Origin of the sequence: Aquabacterium parvum (genome assembly GCF_001447195.1) — a bacterium.
In the GTDB taxonomy this organism is placed as follows: domain Bacteria; phylum Pseudomonadota; class Gammaproteobacteria; order Burkholderiales; family Burkholderiaceae_C; genus Aquabacterium; species Aquabacterium parvum.
On the sequence record NZ_LFRI01000412.1, the window covers coordinates 1 to 465 of the forward strand.

General features: G+C 66.7%; 1 protein-coding gene. It reads left to right on the forward strand.

Going from position 1 to position 465, the window contains the following annotated elements:
* Positions 1-140 precede the first annotated feature (140 nt).
* Positions 141-465: ATP-binding protein (locus tag ABG80_RS16675; RefSeq protein ID WP_160322574.1), on the forward strand; the 325-nt coding region annotated here is incomplete at its 3' end.

Here is a 465-nt window from a genome sequence, read left to right on the forward strand (position 1 = left end):
CAGGGCGCTCAAGCCGACAACCACACCCCGCCTGCCTACGCCGGCACCAACCGCTTCACGCGGGCAGCCGCTGAACTCTTCCCCACCCCGCAGCCCAGCACGCTGCATTGACCATCCCCAAGGAGATCTCCATGACGACCATGAACCCCGCGCCCGAGTTGGGCCCGCAACTCAAGCAGCTGCGCCTCTCAGGCATCCTCGACTCCCTGGAGGCCCGCAACCGCGAAGCCATCCAGGGCAAGCTGGCCTACACCGACTTCCTGGCCCTGCTCATCAGCGACGAGGTGGCCCGGCGCGAGCAAAAGAAGTTCAGCTCGCGCCTGCGCCGCGCCCAGTTCCGCACCACCAAGACGCTGGACCAGTTCGACTTCGAGCGCTTGCCCAACCTCAACCGCAGCCTGGTTCACGACCTGGCCACCGGACGGTATCTGCAAGAGAAGGCGCCCGTGCTCATCGTCGGGCCCT